Raw genomic sequence first — 24,363 nt, 5'->3', positions numbered from 1 at the left:
TGTTATGTTTAAAACCTACAATTGATGTTAATCAGAAACTGCCGGTTGTTGGGATACTTGAAGTCGGCAACCCCGGGCATGGTCCAGCTTTCGGAGACAATGGAGGTCTGGGGGTCCTGCCCCAGGAAATTGGTAAACGTGTATACGTTGTCTGCGGTCAGCGAGACGGTCAATCCGGATAGTCCGAGTTTGCCGACAGCCGTACTGGGCAGGTCGTACGAAAGCGCGATGTTGCGGATACGGAAATAGCTTCCATCCATCAGGAACCGGGACGACGACTCGGCCGAATTGGCGGCATTCTGCGGACTGGGTTCGGTGGCGATGTCGCCAGGTTTCGACCAGATGACCGTACCCTCAGGCCGCTTTACCTGGTTGTAGTAGGGCTCGTGCCCGTCGTTGAACACATACCGCAGGTCGTTGCTGAACACCTGGTTGCCGTAGCTGAATGCGGTGTTGACCTGAAGGGCGAAGTTGCGGTAGCGGAGCGCGTTGTTGAACCCTCCCTGGTAGCGGGGCAGGGCCGATCCGACTTCCTGGTGGGTGGCTTCGGCATAATTGGAGGTTAGCTCGCGACCCACGGCAGCACCCTCGGTGTCGTATACCAGCTTCTCCCAAAGCGGGGCACCGGTCTGCGGATCGACACCGGCCCATTTGGGCATGTAAAATTCGTACAGCTGGCCGCCGTTGCGGTAGATCTGTGAGACGCCGCGTATCGTGGTGCGGACGATCTCGCTGGGCAATCCGGACAGCGTATTGTTGTTGAAACTGACCACCAAGCCCGTATTCCAGTCCCAATTCGTGGATTGAACCGGGTTGGCATCTAGCCCGATTTCCAGGCCTTTGTTGACCACGTTTCCGGCATTCTCCCAGCGGACTTCAAAGCCGATGGATGGTGGCTGGGATACCTGCAGCAATAGGTCTTTGGTGACGTTCCGGTAGGCATCGACCGTCAGGTTGACGCGCTTGAACAGCGACAGGTCCAATCCGACGTTGTACTGGTGCTTGCCTTCCCAGGTGAGGCCGGGATTGGCCAGCTGGTAAGGGATGGCGGCCACGGCTGAATTGTATTGACTGGACAAGGCAAACAGTCCGAGAAACCGGGAACTGCCGATGTCCTGCGTACCGGTAACCCCGTAGCTGGCGCGCAGCTTCAGGGAGCTAACCACGGGGTGGTTTTCCAGAAACGATTCGTTGCTGACGAACCAGGCTCCCGAGACGGCCGGGAAGCCGGCGTATTGGTTTCCTTCCGGGAAGGCCGACGAGCCGTCTATCCGGTAAGAAGCCGTCAGAAAGTACCGGCTGTCGTAGTTGTAGTTGACCTGTGAAATGAGCGACTGGAGGGCTGAGCGGTCGAAATACCCGCTCACGACCTGGCTATTGGATACGACGTTGAGCACACGGAGGCCTTCGGGAAGCCCCCGTCCGGAGCCACCGGAATGCTCGCTGCGCCCGCCTTCCAGCGCCACGCCCGCCAACCCGTTGAGGCTATGGCGGCCGAAATCGGTATCGAAGCGCAGCAAGTTGTTGGTGATGCCGCCGTAAAATAACGAATTGGTTTCATCCAGGAAACCGGTGCCGTGGTATTGGCCGGCAACAACCGGCGAAAAATAGTTGGTACCTTTGTTGTATCCAGCGGATAACCGGCTGGATGACGAAAAGGTAAGCCAGGGCAGGATTTTGTACTCCAGCACAAAATCATAATTGGCGTCGAATCCCTTATAGGGATGGTCCGAGTTCTCGATGGTATGCACGGGGTTGACCTTATCGCGCGACCACCACCGGAAGGGCACATTGCCATCTACGTAGCGGGCTACGCCGTTCTCGTCGTAGGGATTGTCCCAAGGAAGGTTGAGAAAGGTGTAGTACATATCCATGTAGTCGTAGCTCTTGCCCATATTAGCGCTCAGGTTAAGGTTGTTGCGTACCTTTAGCCGCTCAGAAAACCGGTATTCGGTATTTGCCCGCAGGTTGAGCCGCTGATAATCGGTATTCAGGAAGCTCCCGGTTTCGTCGTAATAGGAAACCGCGGCATAGTAGCTGTTTTTCTCGGTCTTGCCACGCAGGGATACATAAGCCGTTGTGGTCGGCGCCGGACGGAACGATTCTTTCAGCCAATTGAAATTCTGTTCGCGGAGTGTCAGCGGGCGCTCGTTGTAGAATTTCAACAGATCGATCTTATAGGAGTTGCCTGTACCGCCCACGATGTAATCGCGGTAAAATTGTTTGTGGTGTTCGTAGAGCTCGGTGCCATTCATCATCCGCATGGTACCGAAATCTGCGGTCTTGACCCCAGTGGTCAAACGGGCTTCAAAGACATTTTTGTCCTGCAAAGCGGTCTTGGTGGTCACGATCAGCACGCCAGCGTTGGCTTGCGAGCCGTACATGGCTGTGGCGCCCGCGTCTTTCAGCACGGTAATACTCTCGACATCGTTCGGATCGTAGTTGCCACCGATGATGCCATCTACCACCACCAAGGGCTGCTGCGATGCATTGATGGAGGACACACCCCGCAGGCGTATCTCGGGTGCTGCACCGGGCTGGCCCGAACTGTTAATAATCTGCAAGCCGGGAATTTTTCCCTGAAGCATCGTGCCGACATTGTTAGCCGTGACGTCTAGCAGCTTATCGGACTTGACAACGCTCACGGCACTGGTGAGCTCCTCGGGTTTGACCTGGCTGTAGCCCACGCTTACCACCACTTCTTCCAACAGGGCTTCCTCGCGTTGCAGAACAACGCGCAACGGGGATTCAGTGGCTGCGATTTCACGGGTGGTATAGCCGATGGATTGAATTACCAGCGTCGCCCCCTGCGCACGCAGCGTGAGGGTAAATTCGCCGCGTGCATTGGTCGATGTGCCGTTGGTGGTGCCCTTTTCCAGCACGCTTGCGCCATCTATCGGCCTGCCCTGCTCATCCAGAACGGTGCCGCTGATGGTAGTCTGCACGGCAACAGGCCGTTCTCCTTCGCGAGGGACTACGATGATCGTTTTCTCCCGAACGACATACCGGAAGGGTTGACCCGAAAAGACGGCCTTCAGCGCTTCTTCCACGGGCTTTTCCCGGAGGTTCAGCGTAATGGGCGTCGCTTCACGCAGGTATTGTGCGTCGTAAATGAACGTAAATCCGGTTTTGTTCCGGATTTCCCGAAGCACTTCTTCCAGCGAAGCATTTTTCACCCGCAGGCTGACTTCCTGCGATAGGGCTTCGGCCGATGCATACAGACTGAACCAAAGCACAAAGAAAAGGGTTAATTTCATGGCAAGGAAAATGCTACATGCATGTTTACTAAATTTCATACATTTGTGTATTAGGTGGTTAATTTGTTAATGATCGCTATTCAATGACAAGGATTGCCTAACGCATACCGGGGGTGTTGGCGCACTTCCGGTTTTTGGCTTCCTGCCGCTCGTGGTATTATCGCTCCAAAGACACCCTCCTTTCTTTTAACGTAAACTGGACACCGCTGGTCAGCTCGATCATTTCGAGCAGCGTCGCCAGCGAAACATCGCGGGGAAGTACTGCGTACAGCCGCTTGTCGGGCAGCGCGCCGGCGTCGACCGCAACGTCGTACCATCGGGCGACATCCTGCATCACTGTGGCCAACGGCGTATCGCGGAACGTGAAGTATCCGTCTTTCCAGGCTGCGTATTCGGTCGCGACGACGGATTCTATACGGGCGGTTTGTGCCTGCCGGTTTACCACCGACTGTTGATTGGGCTTGAGTACGTAACTCGATTGGCCGTTTTTCAGGTCGACCCGCACGCTTCCGCGCACCAACGTCGTCTGCACCGTTGGCTCATCGGGATGTGCCCGGACGTTGAATTCCGTTCCCAATACGCCGATCTGCTGACCGTCGGTGTGGACGATAAATGGCCGGTCGTCGTGTTCCACAGCAAAAAAACCTTCGCCCTCCAGAAATACTTCCCGGTTGCGGGAGGCGAAAACCGGCGGAAAACGGAGCCGGGAGTCGGCATTGAGCCAGATCCGGCTGCCATCGGGCAGTACGACCTGGTATTGACCGCCCCGGGGAGTGCTGATTTCGTGAAGCACCGGCTCACTCCCATGGCTGGTTTCGGCCGACGCGGAAGGCGCCACTTGATAGACCAATTGGCCGTCTTCGGTTTTATCGATCCGCACACCTGCCTCTTCCACCAGCGCACCGATCCCCATCTCGTCCAATGCGATGCGTGAACCATCCGGTAAGGTGAGGGTGGCATGATTGCCCCCGGCGGGCACGTCGTCCGGGGCAAGCGCCAGGTTGGATTCCGGCAACGGGGCAGATGGACGGTTCATCAGCAAGAACGCCATACCGGACGCAATCAAAACCATAGCGGCAGCAGCAATGTAATAGGGCCGCCGGGAACGGACACGCGGAACACCGCTCTCGGCTTCGTCCAGATCGATTCCCATTTCAGCCATGAGTGAGGCTTCCAGCTTTCCTTCACGGATCAGCTGAAAAAATACTTCGATTTCTTCGTCGGTCGCGGTTTTCTCCTTGTACCGCCTTATAAGCAACTTATAAAATTCCGTTTTGTCCATCTCAGAGGGTCGCACTCCTTCCTTTTGATAGAAGGACACCTGAGATGGAATTTAGGGTAGCAAAAATTTCAGTATTCCGATAAGCAGCGTAATGGTTACCCCCAACTGCTTCTCGGCAAAGGATTTCAATACTTTGAGTGTGCTCACCATGTGGTTTTTGATGGCGTTGCGGGAAATGCCGAGGGTACTGGCCGCCTCGTCGTAACTTTTGCCCTGTTCGCGGCATAAGGCAAAAATTTCGCGCGACCGCCGGGGCAGCCGGGAGAGTGCCTGATCAAGCAGCACCTGGTATTCGCGGTCGGCCACGGCCTGTTCCGTGGTCTCTTGCTGCAACGGATAATGTCGGAGCAGTTCACCCAGGGCGCGTTGGGAAACCGCGATGCGCTTCAGGGAATTGAGGGCGAGGTTTCGGGCAATGACGTGCAGGTAGGGGCGGAACTCACGTATCCGGCCCAGCTGCTGCCGGTTATTCCAGAGCTTGATGAACAGTTCCTGACAGAGGTCTTCTGCCAACGAATCGGCATGGACATACCGCATGAAAAAGTCGCGCATACCCGGCTGGTATTCCCGATAGAGTTCACCGAACGCCTCCTCATCGTTCCTGCTGATCCGGTGCAGCAAATCCTTTGGCTCCATATGCTTTTCGCTTTAACGACCGCTCCAGCCCTTTAGCACCGGCTGTACCCACCGCTGCCAAATACATCACCTCAACCTTGATTTCGTTTTACAATTGGCGTATTAACGTATTGCAACGTTAAGAAAAGAAATTCAATCTGCCAAGGGAAATGCGCACGCAACCGGTTGCGTTATCCGACCATTTCGATGAAATGCACGGGCGAAATCACGTTACAACAGAAGCTCACAACGGCAGATGCGACCCTTCGGCATACAGCCCCAGCCGGATGTGTTCCGCCGTGATCAAGGAACCATCCGCACCGATCGGTTCGATGGCCGTCATGACCACCACCTGTGCGATCCCAGCCACGGTTGCCCCACCGGGGTGGATCACCAGCGCAGTCCCCTCATCGATGCCCACGCAGGTTTGATCGGGATAGGCGGCTAAGGCCGAAATCAACCGATTGTACCGGCTTCGTTTGATAAAATGCTGGTCGATAATAACCCCTTTGACCAACCCCAGCCCGGGCGCGAATTCGATATTGCCCTGCCACACCTTGTCAAAAGTGGCCTGGTAGGTGGTATCGCCCTGAAGTTGCCGGCCGGTAATCATGTGTTCACACATGACGGCCGCGCCGGCACTCGTACCGGCGACGGTGGCTCCTTGCCGGTATGCTTGGTGGATGGCACGATAAACCGGTCCTGAGCCAATAGCTTCCATAAGCCGGTTTTGATCGCCCCCGGTCATGTAGATTAACCCGGCTTGCAGCAGGGTGTCCAGACGGGGGTCGGTCGGGGCGGTCGTGCCGGAAAAGTGCAGGTGGTAAACCGCGGCGTCACACACGGCCTGCAATTCTTCGCGGATGCCGTCGAAACTTTCCTGAGGGATTTCACTGGCCATGGTAAGCACCACAATGGGGCGGCCCTGCGCCAATGGAGCCGTAGCAACCATGCGCTGGACCAAGGATTGCGGACGGGCGCCGCCGCCGATGATGAAAAGCGTGCCACGGGGTTGCTGCGCATGCGCGCTCGTTGCCATAAAGGTAAACTGGAGCGCCATGGCCAGCGCCATCGCGCCGGTGCTGCGGTAATGTGTTCGGGTATTCATGCGTATTTAGGGTTGGTAAATGCCGATGACAATTTCTCCTGATTCGGTAATGGCGCCACGGTACATGCCCTCGGTGTTGAACGACATCGACATCTGCCCGTTGCGATCCAACGCGATAATCCCGCCGTCACCGCCGGCTTCGCCCACCTTCGCAATCACGGCTTCCGTGGCTTCAGTCACGCCTAGCCCTTTATAGCCCATCAAAGCGGCTACGTCATGCGCAACTACATGGCGGATGTAGAACTCGCCCCAGCCGGTGCAGGATACACCCACTTCTTTGTTGGCGTAGGTACCTGCTCCGATAATCGGCGAATCGCCGATGCGGCCATACCGTTTATTGGTCATGCCACCGGTAGACGTGCCCGCCGCCAGGTGCCCTTGCTGATCGAGGGCCACGCAGCCGACGGTGCCGAATTTGGAATCATTGCCGGTTGTCTTCAGTGAATCCTGCTTCAACACTTCCTGCAGCGACTGCCAGCGCTCGGGCGTATAGAAATAGGATGGATCCACGATTTCAAGGCCACTTTCGGCGGCAAATTGGTCGGCACCGGCCCCACTCAGCATAACGTGTTCCGTTTTTTCCATGACCGCCCTGGCAGCGCTAATGGGATTGCGGATGGTCCGTACACCGGCTACGGCACCGGCCTTGCCGCTTTGTCCATCCATGATGGAAGCATCGAGTTCGTTACGCCCCTCGTGCGTAAAGACCGCTCCTTTCCCGGCATTGAACAGCGGCGAATCTTCCAGCACGTGGATGGTTGCTTCTACTGCGTCGAGGCTGCTGCTGCCCGCTTGGAGGAGCTTATGCCCGGTACGAAGCGCTTCCTCTAGCGTCTCCCGGTAGGCCTGCTCCCGCTCAGCAGTCATATCGGCTTTCCGTATTGTACCGGCACCGCCGTGAATCACCAGCACGTAGCGCTCGCCAGGAGCCGGCTGCGTGGCCGAGCAGGCTACGGCGAACACGGCGATTAAACCTGCAGCGAGGTTCTTTATGTGTCTTTTCTTCATAGTTATTGTTGTTTTTGATGTAGTTTTCCATTTTCTACCCACCACCATTGCCAGCGACCGCCTTGTTGCCGACCGTGCAGGAAATCGGATACGTCGAACAGCCCTGCGCCTTCCGTGCTCCCGGCAATTTCGTATACGGCGATGGCCTGCTCGTCATGGTTCCATTCCATCGGCTTGCCAGCTGTATACGTTTCGGGCCGCTTGTCGGCAGCAGCGTACAGAAAAAAGGCACGGCTTTCTCCCATTACCCGGGCTATTCCGGCTTCGTCAATGCAGACCGCCGTCCGCTCGTCAACGGCAATGGACCGCGCCTCGCCTGGACCGGACGCCTGGAGCGCACCCAAAAAAACCACGGAGCGGCCCTGGCGGTTCCTTGCCACGTAATGCTGATCGGTAATGAGGTGCGACAAAAACGGTGCATGCAGAAAATCGCCATGGCCGATGGTTACCTTACCGCCCATCGGATCAGACAGCGCCTCGTTGGAAGTGATACTACCCTGCGCTCCGGTGAAATAACTGCTGCCCAAGATGGCGCATCCGGCACTGGTACCGCCCACGGGGACCTTTTTCTCATTGAGCAGGTAGTTGATGGCGGCTTCGATCCGGGTACCTTTCCAATAACGGACGTAATCGGACTGATCACCGCCCGCTATGAAAAGCAGTTCCGCATTGCGGACCACCTGCGCCACGCGCGTGTCGTTAGCCAGCGTGCGGGAATCGATCTTCAGCGTTTCAACCGAATTCAACCGACCCAGTTCGTTGACATAAGGGTTGTAGGCATCCGTGCCACTGGCACGGATAATTACGGCATCGCCGCCGCCCGCTCGGGCAATCATCCACTGGAAGGCGGCATCGACGTCCCTGCCGCCACCCATCAGCACCAAGCCTCCTTGGGTAACCGTCTGCACATCGGCCGTATCGCCAACGATGCCAAGCGATGCCGGGCGCAGCGGGCTATTTCCACCACCATCGCCCCCACCGGACGGCGGGCCTGCATCTGCCGCGCCCTTGCAGCACATGCACATCAGCAGAAGCGACAAGCTACTTAACCACAACGTCTTGTCCATCATCCTAATAATTGGGATTCTGTATCATGTTCGGGTTCACCCGAAGCTCGTCGGTGGGGATGGGTAAGGCATATTGCGCCTGGCTGGGCGTGAGTGTCAATGCCCCACTGGTGTTTGCCGCGTCTGCCGGCGACCGCTCGACCGGCAAGCGCCGGCGCCGCAGGTCAAAGAACCGGTGTCCCTCAAAAGCAAGTTCCTTGTAGCGTTCTTCGTAGACGGCGTCGATCAGCGCATCTTTATTGCCGTATGATTGGTCCTCATATCCGGCTATCCGCCGTGATCGCAACGTATTCAGGGCTTCGTTGGCTGCAGCGAGCTGATTGTCTTCGGCAAGGGCTTCGGCCTTGATCAGGTACAGTTCACCTGTGCGGAACAGCTTGATGTCGGCCAGACCTGGCGCTTCCGCATCGCCACCGCGGTACTTTTTCAGCAGGTATTCGGATTTGCCTTCGCCCCGTCCTGGCTCATGCGCAATGTACGCGCTGAAACGGATGTCATTTTCACGATCGTAGGTGGCCATCAGCTTTTGGGAAGGTGCATACAGCACGATTCCTCCTGCCTCACGGAAGTAGGCCCCGCCGATACGCGTGTCGCCGGCAACGCGGCTGAGTTTCCAGATTACTTCCTCCTGGCTGTCGTCTACCCAGATCGCTGCAAAATCAGCGCGATCTGCCAAGGGGATGCGCCCGATGGCCTCATCGGCATATTGATGAGCCAATGCCCAATCGCGCGCGTAAAGCGCCACCCGGGCTTGTATGGCGCTGACCGCCGCACGGGTAATGCGCGTGTGGTCCGAAAAATCGGCCGGAATGAGGGGTTTGGCTGCCGCTAGGTCGGCGTAGATCGCGGCGACCACGGACTCAAAGGGGTCGCGCGCAGGGCTACCGATGGCAGAGACCTTCATGTAGGGCACGCCAAGCGCTCCCGGTTCATAATCCGAGGCATACGCACGAAGCAACTCAAAGTGGGCGTAAGCCCGCAGGGCGAGAAGCTCACCCTGATAGCGGGTTTTCAACTGCTCTTCGCCGGAATTGGCGGCTTGGACCTGATTCATGGCGGCCAGCACCCGGTTGGCCCGGTCAATAGCCATGTAGTATTCTGCAAAAGCGCTCGTTACCGAGCCGCTGCTGGATGTATACAGCCAGCGATAGGCATCCGAGTTGCTTACCGTATTTTCTTCCGGCATCACGGCTTCATCCGCAACGATGCTGTTGACGCCGATCAGTGTGTAATCCAACACCGCGTATGCGCCCAGCAGTCCCATATTCAGGTCGTTGACATTGCGGAATGCTTTAGACGGGTCAATGGTATCGGTAGGCCCGAGGTCCAATGCGTTGCAGGATGTCAGCAGGGCGGCTACGAGCCCCCATATTGCATGTTTAATGGATCGTATCTTCATGGTCTCTTGTCGGTTAAAAGTTAACATTCAGTCCTGCGGTAAAGGTACGCGCCGCCGGATACTCAAAGCGTCCGTATACGCGGTTGTTTTCGGGATCCAGGCCGCGCCAGGATGTCCATGTAAGCAAGTTTTGGCCCTGCACGAACACGTTTACACCACTGATGACCTGCCAGCGGTCCAGGAGTCCCTGAGGCAGCCTGTAGGCCAGCTTGACATTACGCAGGCGCAGGTAGGAAGCGTCCTGGATGTCTTTGGAGGTAAACTGCCGCGGGATATCAATGCGTTGCAGGATGGCTTGGTCGCCGGGCTGCTTCCATCGATTTTCCAACATCCGTATGCTTTGGTTGCTGGTCATATACCGTTGGTTTTCATTGTAAAAATCTTCGTTATTCCAGCGCATCACGTCAGACACGAATGAAAACAGCGCATTCAACGACAGCCCTTTGTAGCGGAGGCCGGTATGGAATCCGCCCGTAAAAGAGGGGTACAGGCTGCCGGATTTGGTCACGTTGAGTGCCTCGGCGTTGTAAGTCTTGGTAAGCTGCCCATCGGGTGTATAATACTGTGGTTCGCCGGTTTCAGGATCGACCCCCGCCCATTGAGGTGCCAGGTAGGTGCCGTAAGGCATGCCGATTTTCAGCACACGGGTGTCTCCGTCGGGGAGGTTGTCTAAACCGTTGCCCAGTGCCAGGATGGTGTTTTTATTGTAAGCGACATCCGCTCCCAGCGACCAGGTGAAATCGGCCGTCCGGATGACGTCTCCGGCCACGCTGATTTCCACACCCCGGTTGCGCATTTTGCCCGTGCTGAGTTGCAGGCTGCTGAATCCGGAGGTGGCCGAGAGCGATTGCTCAACAAACATGTTGTTGGTAATCCGGTTATAGTAATCAACCGAGAGCGACAGCCGGTTCCCTTTGAATAGCCCCAGATCGATACCTGCGTCAAACTCATCGACATATTCCCAGTCGTACGCCGGATTGCCCGGCTCACCCGGCCGGATGGCCGGGGCGCCACCGTAACTGGTACTCACGCTGAAGGTAGGTAGATAGGCAAAGTCGCTGCCGAACGGGCTGGCCGTCGTGCCATAACTGCTCCGCACGTTGAGGGCGCTGATCCATTCGATCGGCTGCAGAAAGGACTCTGCCTTGGCATTCCAGTTCACCCCCAGCGAATAGAACCCATGCCAGCGGTTTGAACGCGCTACTTTGGTAGACCCGTCGTGCCGATAGCTAGCCGTGAGGGTATATTTGCCTCCGTAGGTATACCGGCCGGTACCGATGTATGATACCAAGGCGCTGCGCGTGCGACCGCCGCCAAGGCCGGGAAGAAAGGTTTCACTGGGTGAAGCTACGCCGGCAGGTGTTTCCGGCAGCCGCCCGTCGATGCCATAACCGGTATAGTTGAACGCCCGGTAATTATCATATACGTATTCATAGAAAGCGTTGATTTCTACATCATGTACATCGTCGAACACCTGGGCATACGTAAGGCCTGACGTGGAAATGATGCCGAAATTTTGTCGGCTGCCTTCGCCAAATTTGCCCTGCCCACCCACGGTGTTGGAGTTGTTGCGCGATCCGTAATAGGAATCGGGATTGATATACACCTGATCGGTAGAATTGCGGTAATCGATGCCCGCACGGGTACTGACCTTCAGATGCGGTAACAGTTGGTACGCCAATTGGATGCCGATCACGGACTTAAACTGATGGGTTTTGTCGCTCGAATTGAGCAGGCGCTCCAATCCCTGGCTTCCTTCGCGCCAATCCAGGATATCGTCGCCTGCATTGCCGGGATGGATCAATGTGCCATCGGGGGCATAAGGGTACTCATACGGCAGGGCATAATACACCGAAGCCATGGAGGTTCCTACGCCCGTTCCGCCTTCACCCTCGGTGAAACTGGACTGCGAATAACCCAATCCGAGATTAACCTGCCCTGAGAATTTGCCCGACAGGAAGTCGACATTGCTGCGCAGCGAATACCGGTCCATTCCGGTACGGCGGGCAATTCCATCCTGTTTGTAATAATTGAGGGAGTTGTAGAAACGCACTTGCTCATTGCCGCCGCTGACACTGACCTGCTGCTCCATAAATTGGCTCTGCTGAAAAAACAGGTCGCGCCAGTCGGTCTGGATGCTACGCAGGCTATCCAGTATTTGATTGGCCCGCTGCTGCTCGGCGGGACTCATGGATGCATAATCGGGATGTCTGGGCGAGTAGGTCCAGCCCGGTCCGATATTCCGTCCGATTTCCAGGCCCACTTCCTCTTCAAAACGCAGCCGCTGTTCGGTATTCATCATGATGAACTTGGTGCGTGTGAGATCGGAAAAGCCGTACTGCGACTGATAATCCACACGGACGCCACCGGCACTTCCTTTTTTTGAGGTGATCAAAATGACGCCATTGGACCCGCGTGAGCCATACAGAGCCTTGGCTGAAGCATCCTTCAACACCGTCACCTGGGCGATGTCGCCCGGGTTGAGGGTCTGGAAATACGAAGACTCGATGGGCACGCCGTCCAGTACGTATAAGGGTGCCGTACTCCCGCTGATGCTGCCGATGCCACGCAGCACCACGCTGGCACTGGTTCCGGGCTGACCGGACGACGCGGTCACATTAAGGCCTGCCACCCGCCCCTGCAGAATCTGATCCAACGACCCCACGGGCACCTGATTGATCTGCTCGGCATGGACATTGGCGATGGCACTGCTGGACTGTTCCCGCCGGTAACTGGTATAACCCGTTACGGCAACTTCTTCCAGCACCCGGTTCTCCCTCAGCAGCGTGACATCCAGCCTCGCCTGATCACGGAAAACGACTTCCTGGCTTGTGAAACCGATGGCTGAAAATTGAAGGACCTGACCGCCGGAAACGCCATGGATGGCATAAACGCCGTTGGCGTCTGTGGTGGTACTGGTATGAACCGCTCCCGCCCGGACCGTAACGCCCGACAGGGGCGTGCCCGACTCGTCGACCACACGCCCCGACACCGTCGCCTGGGCAGCCTCAGCCGGACTTGCTTTCGGATAGATCACGACGAGCACATCCTGCTTAACCGTATAGGTGAGGTCAAGGTCGCCAAGCAACTGGTTCATCACCTCCTGCAAAGTGGCGTCTTTGGCCTGAACGGAAAACCGCTGTTGGTCGGGAATGATCTTGTTGCTGTAAACGAACCGGTAATCGGTCTGTCTTTCAACTTCTCTAAAAATAGCCTTCAACGGCTGTCCCTGCTGCTCAAGGTTGATCTTGAACTGGGCGGCCGCGTAACCATTCATGCAGAACGGAAACATCAACATCATCAATAATTTCACGCGAACATAATTGACGCCTAGCTGCCAGATGGAACGTGCATGTCCATCGCCCTTTGCATTGGGCGCTGACATAGCAGGTTTAAGCCGCAACAGTCGAATAGTAGGTGTTTTTGTCATAGTTTGGAACGGATTATATGTGAATGATTCTTTTGGTGGCGCGTTCGCTACCAATACGTTAATTCCCGATAAATAGCGTGTCTCCTTCCATCCGGAAGCCGAACGGGTAGGAAAGTTGCAGCGACTCGAGGATATCCTGAATACTTTCGCCTTCAAAGCGGCCGGTATAGCGATACTGTTTTACGTCTTCGTCCGTAAACCGGACCTGGATGCCGTACCAATTGCTCAGCTCTCCGACAATGGCCTCCAAGGGATCGTTTTCAAAATGAAACGTCTGCTTGGCCCATGCTACTTCCAGAGGGGTGGTTATGATTGTATCTCCTTTGCTACCGATGGGTTTATCCATTCGGTAAACATACCGCTGTGCCGGCAAGATGGTAGCCTCCCGATCGGGATGTTCATGCGGGTTGACCTTGACTTTCCCCCGCAACAGCGTTACCTCCGCAACGCCTTCATGCAAGTCTTCCTTCACGGTGAATGCCGTGCCCAGCACCACCGTTTTTGTCAGCTTGCCTAGCACGGTAAACGGTCGCTCCGCTTGTGAAGTGACATCGAAATACGCCTGCCCGGTTAGGTAAACTGTACGGTTTGTGCGGTTAAACCCTTCGTCTGTGAGAACCTGGCTGCTGTCTGCCAGTATCACCACCGTACCGTCGGGCAGGGTGATGGTCTTACGTGTGCTCACCGTTTCATCGTAGCCACTCTGCACTGGCATTTCCGGTTGATTCGGGTCCCCCGTCCAGTAACGCATCGCCAAGATAAACAGTGCTCCTGCGGCGGCCGCTCCCAGCGGTATGGCGACACGCAAAATCCGCCGCAGCGACTTGCCGCGGCCACCTCCCGTTGCCGGCAGGCCTGCGATCTGCTCCCTGAAGTCCTCGGTCCGGATAAGTCCCAGCTTAAACTGACGGAGTTGCTCGTCTAAATTGCCCTGGTGTGCACATAACAGCTCAAACAGGCTTTTCGCCTCGACGATGACGGCACTTTTCTCGGGGTGGGCCTCAATCCAGCGTTCCCAAAAGCGGCAAACGTCGTCGTCTTGCCCTAAACAGTACTGCTGAAACCCATGATCGCACACGAAATCTGCTACCTCGTATTGTTCAAAGTCCATGAACTCCCTTTATTTTTTATTATCGACGGGAAAAGCTGGGATTTTTCCTAAGACTTTTTAAAATTTTAGGTTGTTTAGGTAAAAAACAGAGCGGTCAACGCTTTAAAAGCATACGCAACCGCTTTACGGCATCGTAAATGGTGTTGTAGGCGGTCTTGATGGCCAGACCTTCCTGCTCAGCAATTTCTTCGTAGGTTCGGTTTTCAAAAAATTTCAGCCGAATCAATTCCAGTTGCTTGGGCGTAAGTTTAGATAACGCCTCCCCCAATCGCATGCGTTGCTCTTCGGATTGTTGGCTACTGATGAGGATTTCCTCGTAGGAACGCTCCGTTTGCGGAATTTCGGTTGCGAAATGATCCAAGGCCTGCCCCCGCCTGCGGCGGTCAGCCAGTTCGTCCAGGACGAGGTGCTGGAAAGCCGTCATCAAGTATCCCCGCACTTCGGTTACGGGCTTAAGACCGCCTCGTTGTTCCCAAAGTTTTAAAAACAATTGATTGATGCAATCTTTGGTAAGCTCATCGTCGGCACCGATACGCAGTCCGTCACGCACCATATGAAAATAAAGTGCATTGTATAAAGCATACAATGCCTCTTTTTTTCCTGCTCTCAAAGCATTCCAGTACGCTATATATCCTGAGCCCATGCCTTTGCGCGATCACCCCTCGGGTAAACGCGCTAAAGATACGCTATTATGGGCGGTGTACATAAAAAGGAATATTGGCAGTTGCCACATTGTTGTTGCCGTCCGATACGTATAGGAACAGCCGGTACGCCCCCTCTTTGCTGGGCGCTGCCAAGGTAGCCCTTTCGACGGAGGTGTGGTTTACCAATCCCGGAACCGCCTCGGGCCTGCTTTCCCGATCACCGCCTTCTTTCAGATCCGTACTTTCATGCAGGAGTTCCCAGCGCGCCGATAATGCATCGCCATCGGGATCTGATGCGAATACATCAACGGTATAGATTTGACCGGGGGTAAGATAAATGAAGTCCAAGACCCGCTTCCCATCCAGCCGCACCGAATCCAGATGAGGAGCCCGATTCTCCGGCCATTGACCTGTCCACAAGTACTGCATCACATCAACGACTTCATTTTCCTCGCCTGCCTCGGTAAAAAGCCCGTACCAGGTGGGGGTGCGCTCCTGCTTTTGCCCCCAAAGGAACACGTACGACCCCAGGCACTGTTTATCCGTGGCAATCGAAGCTTCATAACGGCTTTTATAAACAGCAGCCTTTTCACTGCTCGTCTCTTCCACCGAAGCCTTCCACGGGGTTTGCGGGCCTTCCCAATGACCGGTAGGCCCCCATTCGGTTACCATATAGGCCTTTTCCCACCCCGTAGCCCGGATCTTTTCGGGCACTGAAGCGAGCCCGCCGTATACCTGGACGGAAATCAAATCCAGTGCGGGGCACTTCGCTTTGATGTAGTCAATTTCCTTTTGGTTGATTCCTGCCAACATGGTGGTGACCAGATGGTTGGGATCGAGCTCATGGATCATCTCCGCGATTTCATTGACCGCGTCCCAGACTTTTGGGTTGGTGTAATGCAAGTTCAGCTCATTGCCGATACCCCAGGCCAGCAGTGCAGGGTGATTTCTGTACTTCAACACTTCCGCGCGGAGGCGCTCCAATTGTTGAGCAACCGCCTCTTTATCATTGTAGTCAAAGCCGTGGCGCTCGGTGGCTACGGCCAGCCCCATCGTTACGGTGAGCCCCAGCCGTTGGGCTTCATCCAGTATCCGCTGCCCATCGTGAGTGCTCCAGGTGCGGATGGAATTTCCGCCATAAGCGTGCAGCCGGTCCATGTAGCTTGTACCACCGGCGCCCTTGATGAAATACGGTTTTCCATCCCGCAGCAAGGTATAGCCTCCATCCCGCTTTACGATTTCTGCCTTTATCGGTTTATCGGGCTGCGCGGAGGCGCTAAACGTCAGGAAAAGGAGGCTTGGCAATATCCAAGTGATGGACCTGTAAAATTTCATAACATTGAATTTAATGGCATAAAAATGTAATAGTCGCTTAAAAGTAGTTACCGAACCGGGTTGACACGGTGAGGTTTCGATCTCATCGTGTCAACCCGGTTATTTCGATATCTACGCAGGCTATGGCTACCTGAAATTAGTATTCGCATCGATTTGCGTCTGCGGGATCGGAACATATTCGCTTTGTCCGGGTACGAAATTCGGGCCGAACACTTGCTGCGCCCTTCCGGTGCGCACCAGGTCATTGAAGCGCTCGCCCCACCACTCACAGGCGAACTCGGCACGCCGCTCGTCAAGAATCTGATCCAGTGTCACCCCGGTGATTGGATCCATATCCACCCGTTCGCGCACCATCCGGAAAGGTTCATCTCCATTTTGTCCTTTGCGCACTTTCGCTTCGGCGTTTAACAGCAGTACATCTGAATAACGCAGGATGCGTACGTTGTTATTGGCCCCGTATTCCAGCCGCCCTTCGGTCATCTGCGAAACCGGCAGGTAGGTTTTGCCGTTAAAGTATTTCGTACCAAACGGATTTCCATACACGCGGTCACCACTGGGGGTCTCGACAAAGGTGTCCGGATTGCCATCTTCTCCGCAATACAGAATGGTGGTCTCCAACCGGGTTTCGTCGCCGCGCTCCGTCAGAAAATCAACGATATCCTGCGAAGGGGGCACCCAGCCTGCACCCGAGATGGCACTGCCCCGCTGATCGCCGGCCGGCCCTTGCCAACGGAAGAAAGTCCCCCAATCGACTCCCGGCCGCACGATATCTCCCGTAGGTAGGCCGAAATCGGAATACTGCAACTCAAACAGCGACTCATCGCACAACTTGCCGGGAAGCTTAAACAGCTGGTAAAAATCAGGAAAAAGAGAAAACTTGTTGCTTGCGATAATTTGATTCGTCGCATCCAGTACCACATCCCAGTAGGGGCTGGCATTGTCGTTCCCCGCCAGGTCTGCTGCGGCCTTGGCTTTCAGCAGCAGGGCAGAATATTTGGTCACTGCGCCTACGTGGATGGATTCATTGGGCCTGGCATCCTCAAGGTCAGCCGCGCAGGCATCCATTTCGTCGATGATGAATTGCCGCACCTCGGCAGCTGTACTTTTTTCGATGGTCGTGAGCCGTGCAATGTCATCGCTGTCCGAAAGGATCGGTACATCGCCAAACAACCGCGAAGCCATCAAGTGGGCATAAGCCCGCAAAAACCGCACTTCGGCTTGATACTGCCTGTTCAGTGCCGCATCCGTCGTGTTTCCGGAAGGGATGGTCTGCGCAAAGAGATTCAGCTCAGTCAAGGCGCTGTTCGCGGCAATAGCTAAACTGTAATAGCTGATCCACGATTGGTTAAGTCCCCAATATGACTGAATGGTGACGTCGCGTTGGAAATTTTTGATACTCATCAATTCGGGGTTGTCATTCGGATTGGGCGCTCCCTGCTGGTAGTCGTCTTCACGCACACAGCGGATAGACAGATCGATCCAGTGCACCAGGTTATCGTCGGAAGCAGCCCGATAAACTCCCGAAACAGGTGCATACATCAGCGAAAGATCGGTATAGTCGATCTCTTCCGACCGCTGCTGGTTCTCCAGCGGTTTATCCAAAAACTTCTCGCAACCACTCAATAAGGATGCTATTCCGATGCATCCGCCCACTACGATATATTGATACTTTTTCATGGCTATCTTATTTATTACTTCATTGTTAAAACGTCACGTTTAAGCCGACACTGTAGGTGGCAGACACCGGGTACACGTTCGCATCGTATCCCATTCCGGAAACTTCGGGGGTAAACCCGTTGTATCCGGTAAAAATAAAGGGCCGGTCGGCTGTCGCAAAGACACGCACCGGCACTGTCCCCCGGATATTGAAGCGGTACCCCGCCTGAATATTCTGCACGCGCAGATAGGCACCGTTTTCGACAAAGAAAGAGCTTGCCTGCAGGTTCCACGAGGCCACCGTACCTTGGGCCGAGGGGTATTCGTTGGTCGATCCTTCGCCCGTCCAGAGGCCTTCGTAAAAGGCCCGATCCATATTCATTTGGGGATACTTGCGCCGCATGGCCCGATTGAGGTTATGGATTTTGTTACCGGCGACTCCCTGAAGGGCTACGCTGAAATCAAACTGTTTGTAATTCAACCCGATATTGAGCCCATAGGTCAACTTGGGCAGGTAATTCCCCAGGTTTATACGATCTGCTTCATCCAGCTCTCCGTTGTTATTTTGATCCTTATATTTCAGATATCCGGGTAAGATGGGGCTTCCCGGGTTAACCTCGTTGTATTGCCGTGCGATCGGATCGGCATCGATCTCCGCCGGGCTTTGGTAAACGCCGGCTACTTCATACCCGTAATAGTAATTGATGGGTTGATTTTCCTCTATACGCGCGGGGAACTCGGCTGACCATTCTGGAAAGCCATTCATGATGTTGGCAAGTCCACCGAGGTCAACAACCCGGTTTTTAAGGGTGGTGGCATTGACCCCGATGGAATAAGTCAACTCGCCGGCTTGGTCCTTCCAGTCCAGGCCGATTTCCCATCCGCTGTTGGCCACGCTACCCCAGTTGCCATACACGCGGTCCCACATGAAGGGTATCGGGCGACTGAAAGCCAGGTCTTTGGTCTTGCGGTAGTAGTAGTCGACGGTACCGCTCAGCCGGTTATCGAGCATCGCAAAGTCAATACCGCCATCCCATTCTTCAACCACCTCCCACCGTACCTGCGTAAAGAACCGGCTGACTCGGTAGCCGGGAATCCGGCTACCATATGTCGATCCGATACTCCCGAATATTGCGGAATTGTTATTGCCCGAGTTGACAATCGCATATCCAGCATTGGGCTGAATACCGTCATTACCCAAAAGCCCCCAACTTCCACGGATTTTCAGGAGATCGAACAGCGATTGGTTTTCCATGAATTTTTCCCGACTGAGTACCCATCCTAAGCCAAGTGACGGAAAATATCCCCATTTGGTTTGATATTTGGAACTTCCATCTGCCCGGAACGTCGCCGTGAGCAGGTATTTGTTATCATAATCGTAGGTACCCCTCGTAAAGTACGAAATACCCGCATTGCGGAAACCTCCTTCGCCGTAACCCGTCGCTGAGCCGATACCTTGGGCGCCCTGACCCACATACCAGAATTCAGGCGACTCGGGTACATCATTGGCTGATACCCAGGTTTCCCGCCAACGCTCTTCACGTGCAGACTGCCCGAGCAGGATCGTCCAATGGTGGGCGCCGGCCTCATCCCGGTAGGTAAGGAGGTTGTCAAGGATGTAGTTGGTATTACGGGTTTGTGCCGACCGCAAATAGGAACGATCGCTTCGTTGATCGTTGTCAATATAATAGACCGGTGTATAGCCAATGGCATGCCCCGACTGGTATCGCTGGCTCAGTTGCGATCGGAAGGTCAGCTTCTTGTCCCAGAACTCAGCTTCTAGGTACGCACTCGGTAAGATTTGGAATCCCTTGCTTTCATTGTGATTGTAATAAGCCGTTGCAATGGGATTGTTGAACCAAAAGCCCGTGGGTATGCCGATAGAGGCACTGGTGCCGAACTTGACGGGCTTGGCCAATTCGAGGTTCGGATCGTAGACCGGATATAGTGGCGAAGCAAAATAAGCTTGACGGAAAGCCGCGTTATTCGGTGAAAACTGGTTGAAATTGTTCAGGTGACCGGTAAATCCGATCTTCAGCCACGAGGCCGCCCGTGCTTCGGCCTGCATGCGGATGTTATACTTGCGGTGATAATTTTCCGCATCCATGATGCCGTCCTGGTCCAAATAGTTGATCCCAAAGGTATAGGTGATCTTGTCGCTACCACCCTGAACATCCAGGTTGTGGTTGGTAATCAGTGCCCCAGACCGCAGCAACTCGCCATACCAATCGGTACTCATCGCCGGGTTATTTCCTTCTCCGCCAAATTCCTTTATTGAGCTTTCAACAATACTATTCTCTCCCTTTGCCCGCGAATAAGCTGCAAATTGCGATCCATCTGCCATCTTCAGCACGTTGTTGGGCGTCTGGACTCCCACATAGCCGTTATAGGTAACCCGGGGCTTCATATTAAGACTTCCTTTTTTGGTGGTAACGATGATGACCCCGTTTGCTGCCCTCACCCCGTAAATTGCAGCGCCGGAAGCATCCTTCAGTACCGACATATCGGCAATATCATTCGGATTCAGGAAATCGATATTATCCATAAACATACCGTCCACGACGTAAAGCGGATTTTCATTATTGAACGAGCCCACTCCACGCACCCGTACAGTAGGTGTGGTACCGGGTGCGCCCGAACTAACCACCTGTACGCCGGTTACCGTGCCCTGCAACGCATCCATGGGTGTCGAAATGGTACGCTTGGCTGCGTTTTCCATATTCACCGTGGCTACAGGCGCAGTCAGGTCACCTTTCCGTTGCGTGCCGTATCCGATTACGACCACTTCATCAAGGTTAAACGCTCCATCTGCGGTGAGCCGCAGGTTTAACACATCGCCCGAAATAGCAAAGGTCTGCCGGGCATAACCCACCGCAGAAACAATTAGCGAGTCGGCGGTTTGCGGCACGGATAAGCTAAACGCTCCGTTTTCATCGGTAGTGGTCCCAACACCCGATACATCCTTTAGGGTTACGGAAGCAACCACCGGGTTGCCCCCTGCATCGGTGACCGTACCGGTCACCTGCCTACTTTGTGCCTGCACGAAGACGTACATGCTCGACAAAAGTGTAACCATCGCAAGTTTTAATAGATTTTTTTTCATTTGAGTAATTGGTTTTAATGGTAATGAGCTTGCATGAAGTAATTTCACCGCCAAGTTTATGTCGTTTTGTGAAGGCAACTCATGCTGGTCTCATCAGTTTGATTTTTAACGGCACCGAAGCAGCATGAGCACCTTTAAGCGTTCGGTAACAAGAATAGAGGCGACCCATACCTGCTTCATATGCCATTCATTTTAACTAGGATTCCTTGTTTACAATCAGCAACCCAAAAGTAGTGTACAACGCGAGCAAACGCGAAATAATGCACTACATCATTTCTACGTCATAACCGCGAATCAGCTAAATTTTGCTACATTTGGCCTACTTCAGTAATACAACAACTGAACAGCAGAAAATCTCGACGATGTTTATTGCCCGATGGTTATGTATTTGGTTGGTTGTCCTCCCGTATGCAGCATGGGGGCAGAATACACTGGGAATTCCCTTAATTTTCAATTACAACAAAGCGGTATTCCAAGGGGGAAGCCGTACCTGGGACATCAAGCAGGATAGCAAAGGGGTCATGTATTTCGGCAATAACGAAGGGCTGATCACCTTTGACGGCGGTTACTGGAAACTCTATCCGCTGCCCAACGGTACGATCGTTCGTTCGTTATATATCGACCCGGACGACCGGGTTTATGTGGGTGGTCAGGGTGAATTCGGTTATTTCGAGGCATCGAACACGTCGCTGCGCTATACCTCGCTGATGGACCTTGTTCCCGAAAAACACCGGAAATTTGCAGATGTATGGAATACTACCAAGCACGGAAAATCTGTTTTTTTCAGAACCTCCGACCGCATTTTCGAATTAACCGGAGGCAGGATTGCCGTACATACCGCCACGTCGGCATGGCAGTTTCTCGGGCAGGCAGAAGGCCGGCTTTTTGCACAGGATCGGGCCAATGGATTGCTGGAATTCCGGAACAATAAGTGGATACCGCGCTATGCGGGAGAGTTTTTTGAAAACGCAGGCATTGCCAGTGTTTTTTCCATCGGCAAGGACAGCGTTTTATTTGCGACGATCACCAATAAGACGTATTTGCTCCACGACAAGGGCTTCCAACGTTTCGATACCGGTCATTGGCAGGATTTCTACACCCCCTCTTTCTCGCCGATCAGTGACACGGAGTACGTCACAGCTACGTCTCTGGCAGGTTGCTTGATCCGCAATTTGGATGGACAGGTAATTCAACGCATCGGTGTTGCGGAAGGTTTACCTAACAACAACGTCTCCGCCGTCTTCACCGATAGGGACAAAAATATCTGGGCAGGGGTCGATAATGCGATCGCGGTGATCAGCTACAATAGTGTGGTCAAATATTTTCGTCCGAATCTAGACAACGACGTCACGGGATTTTCCACTCGTGTTTTTAAAGATAAGCTCTACCTTTCTTCCTCCAATGGCGTCTATACGGCACCATTGGATCCAGACATCGCCGATCATAGCTTCTCCCAGGGTAGCTTTTCGCTGATCGCCGGCAGTGACCGGGGTGAAGCTTGGCGTTTGGAAGAGGTAAACGGGCAATTGCTGCTGGCCCACAACGCAGGGGTCTTTAGGGTCAATGATCAGGCAGCTAAACCCATCGCAACAGGCACCGGCTCCTGGATGTTCTTGCCCCTGTCTTCGGTGTACCCCGTGCAGGATGTTGTGGTAGGCACGTATTACGGACTCGACCTACTCCGTTATTCAGACGGTCATTTCCAGAAAGCGGGCACAATGATCGGTCAATCAGACTCTTATCGCTTTCTGGAACGTGACGAAAACGGCATCATTTGGGCATCTCACCCGTATCGCGGTATTTATCAGCTAAAGATATCACCGGATCATTTAACATATGAGACCCGCCTTTTTACAGCGGTTGACGGTCTGCCTTCATCTTTCCGGAATTATGTTTTTAAAATCGGTAACCGCGTTGTGTTTGCCACCGAATCAGGCATCTATGAGTATAACGCGGCTACAGCGCGCTTTGTCCCTTCGGCCTCGCTCGCCTGCTTTCAGGGGATGCCCATCAAATACCTGAAAGATGATGCAGAGGGAAATGTGTGGTTCTGCAGCGGAAAGAAAGTAGGGGTAGCCCACCTAGGTGCGGGGCAGACGGATCCGGCGATCACATTTTTCCCGGAAATCGAAGGGCTCCACACGTCAGGTTTTGAAAACATCTATCCCTATGACGCAAATAACATTTACATCGGTTCGGAAAAAGGTGTCATCCACATCAACTATAAAAAATATACCGGCGATACGCCCAAGCCAGTGGCACTACTTTCTTCCATAAAGACTTCCGGCAAAAAGGACAGCGTCATCTTTGATGGGTATTTTCCCAAAGACGGGGCGGGCATTTTCAAGCAGAATCCTTCACACATACCCCAGCTAAATCCATCATTTGATTCGTATCATTTCAAATATGGATCGCCGAGTTTTGGTATACAGAACCATGTAACTTACAGCTACTGGCTGGAAGGCTACGATACGGGGTGGTCCGACTGGAGTGCGGGAACAGAAAAACACTATACCAACCTGCCAAGCGGCAGGTATACATTTAAATTAAAGGCCCGCAAAAATCCTGGCAACGAATCTGAAATCGTCGCTTATACGTTTGTAATCCTTCCGCCATGGTACGAGACCGTTTGGGCGATGCTTGGCTATTTCGTGGCATTCCTGGTTGGCATTTACCTGCTGATCCGCTGGCAGCAACGGGCATGGCGGCGCCAACGACAAAAATTTGACGAGAAACTGGAACAATTGCGCTATATCCATCAACTGGAAATCGAAAAAAATGAAAAGGAGATCGTTAAACTACAAAATGAAAAACTCGAGAATGAAGTACTCCTAAAGACCAAAGAATTGGCCAATACGAGCATGCAGCTGATGGAAAATACCGACGCACTGATCAAACTGAAAGTCGAAATCGCCAAACTCAATTTAAACGCCGACGATGAAAACGACCTGAAACGGATTACTTCGCTACTCAAAGACGTCGAGAAGAACAGCGCCAACTGGGATCAGTTCGCCGCCCATTTTGACGAACTGATTGACGGTTTTCTCAACCGGTTAAAAACCGCACACCCCAATCTGACGCGTACCGACCTAAAGGTATGCGCTTACCTGCGCCTGAATTTTTCCTCCAAGCAGATTGCCCAGCTTCAGAACATCTCGGTCAGAGGTGTTGAAATACATCGCTACCGGCTTCGTAAAAAATTGGAACTGCCAACTGAATTGTCGCTGAGCGAGTATTTGGCAAGTATCTAATACTTATATTATTTAGAATTAATTTAAATAAATCAAAAAGGTTTCCTAATATTGTCGCCGAAATGGTCGGAGACTCCCGGCGATAGATTGACGATAA

Annotated in this window: 14 protein-coding genes; 1 reads left to right on the top strand and 13 read right to left on the bottom strand. The window is 53.9% G+C overall.

Annotated features, from left to right (window positions below; all coding sequences use genetic code 11):
- Positions 1-8: 8 nt before the first annotated feature.
- The 13 genes from ACFQRK_RS19025 to ACFQRK_RS18965 all read right to left on the bottom strand — a co-directional run bounded on the left by ACFQRK_RS19025 (position 9) and on the right by ACFQRK_RS18965 (position 21,015).
- Complete coding sequence (locus ACFQRK_RS19025) at positions 9-3,296, bottom strand: SusC/RagA family TonB-linked outer membrane protein (protein ID WP_379009542.1); 3,288 nt, start codon at positions 3,294-3,296, stop codon at positions 9-11.
- A 118-nt stretch (positions 3,297-3,414) separates the two neighbouring features.
- A complete protein-coding gene (locus ACFQRK_RS19020) occupies positions 3,415-4,578 on the bottom strand; it encodes a FecR family protein (protein ID WP_379009540.1) in 1,164 nt (387 codons plus the stop codon).
- Positions 4,579-4,590: 12 nt separating this feature from the next.
- The gene (locus ACFQRK_RS19015; RefSeq protein WP_379009538.1) at positions 4,591-5,175 is read right to left on the bottom strand and encodes an RNA polymerase sigma factor; all 585 of its coding nucleotides are present in this window, start codon (positions 5,173-5,175) and stop codon (positions 4,591-4,593) included.
- A 223-nt stretch (positions 5,176-5,398) separates the two neighbouring features.
- The gene (locus ACFQRK_RS19010; RefSeq protein ID WP_379009536.1) at positions 5,399-6,262 is read right to left on the bottom strand and encodes a cyanophycinase; all 864 of its coding nucleotides are present in this window, start codon (positions 6,260-6,262) and stop codon (positions 5,399-5,401) included.
- 6 nt (positions 6,263-6,268) lie between these two features.
- Complete coding sequence (locus tag ACFQRK_RS19005; protein ID WP_379009535.1) at positions 6,269-7,270, bottom strand: isoaspartyl peptidase/L-asparaginase family protein; 1,002 nt, start codon at positions 7,268-7,270, stop codon at positions 6,269-6,271.
- 2 nt (positions 7,271-7,272) lie between these two features.
- The gene (locus ACFQRK_RS19000; RefSeq protein WP_379009533.1) at positions 7,273-8,340 is read right to left on the bottom strand and encodes a cyanophycinase; all 1,068 of its coding nucleotides are present in this window, start codon (positions 8,338-8,340) and stop codon (positions 7,273-7,275) included.
- A gap of 1 nt (position 8,341) precedes the next feature.
- A complete protein-coding gene (locus ACFQRK_RS18995) occupies positions 8,342-9,736 on the bottom strand; it encodes a RagB/SusD family nutrient uptake outer membrane protein (RefSeq protein ID WP_379009531.1) in 1,395 nt (464 codons plus the stop codon).
- Positions 9,737-9,749: 13 nt separating this feature from the next.
- Positions 9,750-13,121, bottom strand: a complete 3,372-nt coding sequence (locus ACFQRK_RS18990) for a SusC/RagA family TonB-linked outer membrane protein (protein WP_379009530.1) — start codon at positions 13,119-13,121, stop codon at positions 9,750-9,752.
- A 103-nt stretch (positions 13,122-13,224) separates the two neighbouring features.
- Complete coding sequence (locus ACFQRK_RS18985) at positions 13,225-14,277, bottom strand: FecR family protein (protein WP_379009527.1); 1,053 nt, start codon at positions 14,275-14,277, stop codon at positions 13,225-13,227.
- 94 nt (positions 14,278-14,371) lie between these two features.
- On the bottom strand, positions 14,372-14,887 hold the full coding sequence (locus tag ACFQRK_RS18980; protein WP_379009525.1) for an RNA polymerase sigma factor: 516 nt from the start codon (positions 14,885-14,887) through the stop codon (positions 14,372-14,374).
- Positions 14,888-14,966: 79 nt separating this feature from the next.
- The gene (locus ACFQRK_RS18975) at positions 14,967-16,256 is read right to left on the bottom strand and encodes a glycoside hydrolase family 2 TIM barrel-domain containing protein (RefSeq protein ID WP_379009524.1); all 1,290 of its coding nucleotides are present in this window, start codon (positions 16,254-16,256) and stop codon (positions 14,967-14,969) included.
- Positions 16,257-16,382: 126 nt separating this feature from the next.
- Positions 16,383-17,933: a RagB/SusD family nutrient uptake outer membrane protein gene (locus ACFQRK_RS18970; protein ID WP_379009523.1), complete on the bottom strand. Its 1,551-nt coding sequence runs from the start codon at positions 17,931-17,933 to the stop codon at positions 16,383-16,385.
- Between the two features lie 25 nt (positions 17,934-17,958).
- Complete coding sequence (locus ACFQRK_RS18965; protein WP_379009521.1) at positions 17,959-21,015, bottom strand: SusC/RagA family TonB-linked outer membrane protein; 3,057 nt, start codon at positions 21,013-21,015, stop codon at positions 17,959-17,961.
- A gap of 314 nt (positions 21,016-21,329) precedes the next feature.
- Between ACFQRK_RS18965 and ACFQRK_RS18960 the strand changes: the two genes are divergently transcribed.
- Positions 21,330-24,266, top strand: a complete 2,937-nt coding sequence (locus ACFQRK_RS18960) for a two-component regulator propeller domain-containing protein (RefSeq protein WP_379009519.1) — start codon at positions 21,330-21,332, stop codon at positions 24,264-24,266.
- The last annotated feature ends 97 nt before the right edge of the window (positions 24,267-24,363 follow it).

Origin of the sequence: Parapedobacter sp. GCM10030251 (genome assembly GCF_042666505.1) — a bacterium.
Lineage (GTDB): Bacteria > Bacteroidota > Bacteroidia > Sphingobacteriales > Sphingobacteriaceae > Parapedobacter.
Note: the sequence above shows the minus strand (reverse complement) of the source record. Positions and strands in the feature narration are given on the sequence as shown.